This window comes from Candidatus Rokuibacteriota bacterium, assembly GCA_016209385.1.
GTDB lineage: Bacteria > Methylomirabilota > Methylomirabilia > Rokubacteriales > CSP1-6 > JACQWB01.
Window position 1 is genome coordinate 20,649 of the sequence record JACQWB010000007.1, and the last position, 6,979, is coordinate 27,627.

Genomic DNA, 6,979 nt, shown 5'->3' on the forward strand with positions numbered 1-6,979 from the left:
CGCGGTGAAACTGGACATCCTCGACCGGTTCGAGCGCGTGGGCGAAGCAGCGTGGAGCGATCTGGAAGCCCGCTCGCTCCACCCTGTTCCGTTCCTGAGCTGGTCGTGGCAGACCCTCTGGTGGGAGGCTTTCGGCGACGGGCGGCCGCTCAAGATCCTCCGAGTCGCCGACTCGGACGGCCAGCCCGTGGGCCTGCTGCCCCTCTACGAGAAGGTGCCGGGGATCTGGCAGCTCGTCGGGGGAGTCGACATCTCGGACTACCTGGATGTCATCGCCGTCCGCGACAGAGAGGAGGAAGTCTGGGTGGAGCTCCTGCAGCACCGGGCCGCCGAGCCCGAGGTCTGGGACCTCCACTGTGTGCGGGCAGCGTCGCCCACGGTCTCGCTCCTCCCCGCGCTGGCGCCGGCTTTCGGCCTGTCCACGGTCGTGCAGCGTGAGGAGCGATGCCCCGTGGTCAGGCTCCCCGACTCGTGGGACGGCTACCTGGGGCGGCTCTCGGGAAAGGACCGGCACGAGCTGCGGCGGAAGCTCCGCCGACTCGAGCGCGAGTGGCCGGGGGCGCGGGTGCGCTCCCACACGGCCGCCGCAGGGCTCGACGCAGCGATGGATGCTTTCCTCACCCTCCACCGGAAGTCGAAAGCCGGCAAGGCCCGCTTCATGGACACGCGCATGGAGGGATTCTTCCGGCGGGTCGCCATGGCCCTGGCGGCGCGAGGCTCGCTCAGGCTCTGGTTCCTCGAGCGTGACGGTGCGGCCGTCGCGACCTACTTCTGCCTGGAGTTCGCCGGGAGCGTGGCCATCTACAACTCCGGCTTCGATCCGGTCCACGCGGCGCTCTCCCCCGGCACCGTCCTCCTCGCTCACGTGCTCAGGGATGCGATCGAGCGCCGGGTGACCCGCTTCGACTTCCTGCGCGGCGACGAGCCGTACAAGTACGCCTTCGGCGGCGTCGCGGAAGACCTCTTCAACGTGGTGATCGCGCGGTGATGTTGCGCGTGGCGGTGCTCTCGGTCCATACCTGCCCCCTGGCGGCGCTCGGGGGCAAAGAGACCGGGGGGATGAACGTCTACGTCCGCGAGGTCTCCCGCGAGCTCGGGCGCATGGGGGTCCACGTGGACGTCTTCACCCGCTCCCAGAATTCCCGGATCCCCCGCGTCGTGCCCCTCGGCGCCAACTGCCGGGTGATCCACCTGGCCGCCGGGCCCGAGGCTCCGATGCCGCGCGAGGCGGTGCATCGGCACGTGCCTGAGTTCGTGGAGAATGTCGAGGCGTTCGGGACGAGCGAGGGTCTCGCCTACGACCTGCTCCACGGCCACTACTGGCTCTCCGGGGTCGCGGGCCTCGAGCTGAAGGCCCGGTGGGGCGTGCCGCTGGTCCAGATGTTCCACACGCTCGGGCGGCTCAAGAACCGCGTCGCGCGCTTACCGGCCGAGATCGAGCCCGACCTCAGGATCGAGGAGGAGGCGCGGATCGTCGGGGGCGCGGACCGGATCGTCGCCGCCAACGCCGTGGAGCGCGCGCATTTGGTGTGGTATTACGGCGCGCCCAGCGACAGGATCTCCGTCATCCCGTGCGGGGTGGACACGGACCTCTTCCGGGCGCTCGACAGCGACGCGGCGAAGGCGGCCCTCGCGCTCGGCGCCGAGCGCCACCTCCTCTACGTGGGCCGGCTCACCCCGATCAAGGGGCTCGAGACCCTGCTGGAGGCGATGCGCCGCCTCCGCCAGGAGGCGCGCTACCGGGACCTCCGGCTCCTGGTGGTGGGGGGCGACCTGGACGAGCCCGACAACGGTCACGCGGCCTTCCTGATGGAGCGCGTGGCCGCGCTGGGGCTCGATGCCGCCGTGAGCTTCGTCGGCGCGCAGCCCCAGGAGCGCCTCAGGCTCTACTACGTGGCGGCCGCGATGACGATCATGCCGTCCTACTACGAGTCCTTTGGCATGGTCGCCCTCGAGGCGATGGCCTGCGGACGCCCCGTCATCGCGTCGCGGGTCGGCGGGCTGATGCTGACGGTCGTGGACGGCGTCACCGGCCTCCTGATGCCCGAGGGCGATCCTCGGGCGCTCGCCGATCGGGTGGCGCGGCTGCTCGATGACGACGGGCTTCGCTGGCGCCTCGGCTGGCAGGCGAGCCGGCTCGCCACCCGTTACCGCTGGCCGTGCGTCGCCGAGGCGGTGTGCCGGCTCTACGCCGAGGAGCGCCCTCTCGCCCGTCAGCACCTCGCCCTGGCCCGGTGCTATTGATCCCGGTCGCCTGTGGTAGACTCGCACTCAACTATGGCGAACCCGCCCCGTCGCGCGCTGGTGCTCCTGATCGACGGGTTCGACCCCGGCTACATCCGCGCGACCGATCTCCCGACGCTGAGGGCGCTCATGCAGGCGGGCGCTTCCACGCTGGAGGGGCGCGGGGTGCTCCCCAGCCTTACCAACGTCAACCACATCTCGCTGCTGACCGGAGCCTATCCCGAACGCCACGGCCTCTGCGCCAACTTCTACTTCGACCGGACCGCCGGCGCCGAGGTCTTCATGGACCAGGTGACCTTCGTCCGGGAGCCCCTCCTCTTCGAGCGCGTCAAGGCCCTCGGCTGGATTACGGCCCTCGTCACGGCCAAGGAGAAGCTCACCCGGCTCCTCCGGCGCGGGCTCGATCTGTGCGTGGACATGGCCTCGGCGCCCGCCGCCCTGGTCGCGAAGGTGGGCCCGCCCCCGGACATCTTCTCGATGGACATCAACCTCTGGGTGCTCGCGATGGCGCGCGAGGTCGCCGCCCGGGAGGCGCCCGGGTTGCTCTACGTCGCCACCACCGACTACCCGCAGCACAAGCTGCCGCCCGACGATCCGCGGATGCAGCGGTACCTCCGGGACGCGGACCGGCTGATGGGTGAGATCGTCGAGAGCTACGACCTCGACCGCGATCTGGTCGTGCTCACCGCCGACCACGGGATGAACGCCAAGACGCGGTCGGCGTCGCCCGTGCGCGTGCTCCGGGAGGCCGGCGTCGCCGCGCGCGGGGTGGCGCTGATTCGCGACGGCCTCTACGCCCACCACCGGGATCTCGGCGGCGCCCTCTACCTGTTCCTGGAGAAGCCCGCGCGGACGCCCGAGGCTCGCGCCATCCTCGCCGGCACCAGCGGGATCGACACGGTCATCGCCGGGAGCGAGGCCTCGGCGGTTCGCCTGCCGCCCGAGCGGGTGGGGGATCTGATCTGCTTCGGCCAGCGCGAGTGGGTGCTCGGCGTCTGGAACGAGGGCGACCCGGTCCGCGAGGAGGAAGGGCTCCGCTCCCACGGCTCGCACCACGAGCAGGCGATCCCCATCGTGCTGGCGGGCGCCGGCATCCGGCCGAAGAGCGGGATCGAGGGCGGCCGCATCGTGGACGTCGCGCCGACCCTCTCGCGTCTGCTCGAGTTGGACGGCAGCGGCTTCCAGGGTCGCGTGCTCGAGGAGGTCCTCGCCTAGCGGCATGCTTCTCGAAGTCCGGGACCTCAGGACCTACTTCTTCACCGGGGCCGGCATCGTCCCGGCGGTGGACGGTGTCTCCTACGACGTGAAGGAGGGGGAAACCGTCGCGCTGGTCGGCGAATCGGGCTGCGGCAAGACAGTGAGCGCGCTCAGCATCATGCGGCTCGTCGCCGCGCCGGCGGGCCGCATCGTCAGCGGCCAGATCCTCTTCAAGGGGCAGGACCTGCTCGCTCTGGACGAAGAGCCCATGCGGAAGATCCGCGGGCGGGAGATCGCTATGGTCTTCCAGGAGCCGATGACCTCGCTGAACCCGGTCCTCTCCATCGGCCGCCAGCTCACCGAGGCGCTGGAAATCCACCTCGGGATGACGCCGCAACAGGCCGAGCAGCGCGCCGTGGAGCTGCTCGCGACGGTCGGGATTCCCGATCCGGAGCGTCGGCTGGTCCAGTACCCCCACCAGTTCAGCGGCGGGATGCGTCAGCGGATGATGATCGCGATGGCGCTCTCCTGCTCGCCGTCGCTGATCCTGGCCGACGAGCCCACCACCGCGCTTGACGTCACCATCCAGGCCCAGATCCTGGAGCTGATGAAAGACCTCTCCCGCCGCCTCGGCGTTGCGATGGTCATCATCACCCACAACCTGGGGGTGGTGGCGCGGTACGCCGATCGCGTCAACGTCATGTACGCGGGGAAGATGATTGAGCAGGGGAGCGCGCGCGAAGTGTACGCCAACCCGCGCCACCCGTACACGCTGGGGCTCCTCCGCTCCGTGCCCCGCCTGGACGAGCCAAGGCGGGCGAAGCTCAACCCGATCGACGGCCAGCCGCCCGACCTCATGCGCCTGCCGCCCGGGTGCGCCTTCGCTCCCCGCTGCCGTTACGCGATCGCCCGGTGTCGGAGCGAGGTGCCACCGCTCCTCCGCGTCGCCGACGCTCACCTCTCGGCCTGCTGGGTGGCCGAGACGCTGGGCGTTGAGGCCAGGGTGTGACCGTGCGGGACGGCGGCATCCTCGAGGTCCGGGACCTAGTCAAGCACTTTCCTGTCGGCGGGGGTGGGCTGTTCGGGCGCCGCGTCGGCTTGGTGCGGGCGGTGGACGGGGTCAGCTTCGCGATCCGCAAGGGAGAGACCCTGGGGCTCGTGGGCGAGTCCGGCTGCGGCAAGACGACCACGGGACGGTGCATCCTCCAGCTCGATCGGCCGACCGCCGGCCAGGTCCTCTTTGAGGGCCGTAACCTCACGGGCATGAGCGACCCTGAGCTGCGCCCGGTCCGCCGGCGGATCCAGGTGATCTTCCAGGACCCTTACAGTTCGCTCAACCCGCGGATGACGGTGGGCCAGATCGTCGGCGAGCCGATGATGGTCCACGGGATCGTGCCCGAACGGCGGCGCCGCGCCGAGCGGGTGGCCGAGTTGCTCTCGGTGGTGGGGCTCCTGCCGGCTCACGCCCACCGGTACCCGCACGAGCTGTCCGGCGGTCAGCGCCAGCGGGTCGGGATCGCCCGCGCGTTGGCGATGGAGCCCTCGTTCGTCGTCTGCGATGAGCCCGTCTCGGCGCTCGACGTCTCCATCCAGGCCCAGATCATCAACCTGCTGGAGGAGCTCCAGGAGCGCTTCGGCCTCACCTACCTCTTCGTCGCCCATGACCTGTCGGTGGTCCGCCACATCTCCGACCGGGTCGCGGTGATGTACCTCGGCAAGATCATGGAGATCGCCGACCGCCAGGCCCTCTACGAAGACCCCCTCCACCCGTACACCAAAGCGCTCCTCTCGGCAGTGCCGATTCCGGACCCCGAGGTGGAAGCCCGGCGCGAGCACATCGTCCTCGGCGGAGAGGTGCCGAGCCCGTTGAATCCGCCTTCGGGGTGTGTCTTTCACCCCCGGTGCCCGATGGCGATCGACGACTGCCGGCGTGTCGTCCCCGAGCTCCGGGAGGTGAAGCCGGGGCACTGGGCCGCTTGCATCCGCGTGTAAATCAAGCGAGTTTTTCCTTGACAGGTCTGGCGGTCCCGACTAGCCTTAGCCGTGGCCGGGGAACCGAAGCCGGGCCATTTCGATTTGGAAATATAAGGCATTTCTCTCCAAGTTTCCCGAGGAGGTGTGACATGAGACACGCAGACCGGTGGCGTCACGTCCTGATCGGGGGGATCGCCCTGATCGTGGCCGTCACGCTCGCCACGCCCGCACAGGCCCAGGAGAAGCCGCGCTACGGCGGCGAGCTGATCTTCCCCGTGCCCTCCGAGCCGCCGTCCTACGACGGTCACCGGGAGGAGACCTTCGGGCTGATCCACCCCTTCGCTCCGTTCTACAACACGCTGCTCCGGGTGGACCCGAACGATCCGAGCGGCACCAAGCCGGTCCCGAGCCTGGCTGAGAGCTGGACAGTCGCCAAGGACGGGCTCACGTATACCTTCAAGCTCCACAAAGGGGTCAAGTTCCACGATGGGAGCGAGATGACGTCGAAGGACGTCAAGGCCTCCTACGACAAGATCATCTTCCCGCCTGAGGGTGTGGGGTCCACCCGGAAGGGGCAGTACGCGGTCGTTGAGGCCGTGGAGGCCCCTGACCCCTACACGGTGCGGTTCCGTCTCAAGTGGGCGTCGGCGTCGTTCCTGGCCGGGCTCGCGTCCCCGTGGAACTTCATCTACAACGCAGACCTCCTCGCCAAAGACATGCACTGGTACGAGAAGAACGTGATGGGAACCGGCCCCTTCAGCTTCGTCGAGCACGTCAAGGGCTCCCATGTGGTTGGGAAGAAGACTCCGAACTACTGGGACAAGGGGAAGCCCTACCTGGAAGGGTTCCGCGCCATCTTTGTCAGAGACACCGCGGCGCAGGTGGCGGCCATTCGGGGCGGGCGGGCCCACATCCAGTTCCGGAGCTTCACCGCGGCCCACCGCGACAGCTTGGTGGCCGCACTGGGCGACAAGATCACCGTCCAGGAGAGCCCGTGGGACTGCGTCCTGCTGGTTGGCATCAACCACAACAAGAAGCCCTTTGACGACAAGCGCGTTCGGCGGGCGCTCACGCTCGCTATCGACCGGTGGGGGAGCTCCGAAGCGCTGTCCAAGATCGCCATCGTCAAGGCGGTTGCGGGTGTCCAGGTTCCCGGCACGCCGTACGCGACCCCGCCTGAGGAGCTGGCCAAGCTGGCTGGCTACTGGAAGGACATCAACGCCTCGCGCGCCGAGGCCCGGCGGCTGCTCAAGGAAGCGGGCGTCCCCGAAGGCTTCTCCTTCACCTTCCATAACCGCGGGATTCCGATGCCCTACGAGCCGCTCGCCGTCTGGATGATCGACCAGTGGCGGCAGATTGGTCTGAACGTCAAGCAGGAGGTCGTCGAGGCGCGGGCCTACTTCGCTGTGATCCGCAAAGGGGATACGGCGGTCCACATGGACTTCCAGTGCGGCTATATCGTCGAGCCCGACCTGGACCTCTACAAGTTCCTCTCGACGGACCGGAACCCGTCCAACTACGGCTTCTACACCGACCGGGTGCTGGATGATCTCTACGACAAGCA

The 6,979-nt window shown here is 68.9% G+C and carries 6 protein-coding genes; all 6 read left to right on the plus strand.

The features are described from left to right. The first annotated feature begins 4 nt into the window (after window positions 1-4). Window positions 5-988 (plus strand): GNAT family N-acetyltransferase, encoded by a 984-nt coding sequence (locus HY726_00440; protein ID MBI4607459.1) that lies wholly within the window; start codon window positions 5-7, stop codon window positions 986-988. After that, window positions 988-2,244 carry a glycosyltransferase gene (locus HY726_00445; protein ID MBI4607460.1) on the plus strand — a complete coding sequence of 419 codons (1,257 nt, stop codon included), beginning with the start codon at window positions 988-990 and terminating at the stop codon, window positions 2,242-2,244. Before HY726_00440 ends, HY726_00445 begins: the two co-directional genes overlap by 1 nt. Window positions 2,245-2,277: 33 nt before the next feature. Continuing rightward, window positions 2,278-3,459: an alkaline phosphatase family protein gene (locus tag HY726_00450; GenBank protein MBI4607461.1), complete on the plus strand. Its 1,182-nt coding sequence runs from the start codon at window positions 2,278-2,280 to the stop codon at window positions 3,457-3,459. Window positions 3,460-3,463: 4 nt separating this feature from the next. Continuing rightward, window positions 3,464-4,450: an ABC transporter ATP-binding protein gene (locus HY726_00455; protein MBI4607462.1), complete on the plus strand. Its 987-nt coding sequence runs from the start codon at window positions 3,464-3,466 to the stop codon at window positions 4,448-4,450. Between the two features lie 2 nt (window positions 4,451-4,452). Next, window positions 4,453-5,433 (plus strand): ABC transporter ATP-binding protein, encoded by a 981-nt coding sequence (locus tag HY726_00460; GenBank protein MBI4607463.1) that lies wholly within the window; start codon window positions 4,453-4,455, stop codon window positions 5,431-5,433. 131 nt (window positions 5,434-5,564) lie between these two features. Then, the coding region (locus HY726_00465; GenBank protein ID MBI4607464.1) for an ABC transporter substrate-binding protein at window positions 5,565-6,979 on the plus strand (1,415 nt) is incomplete at its 3' end.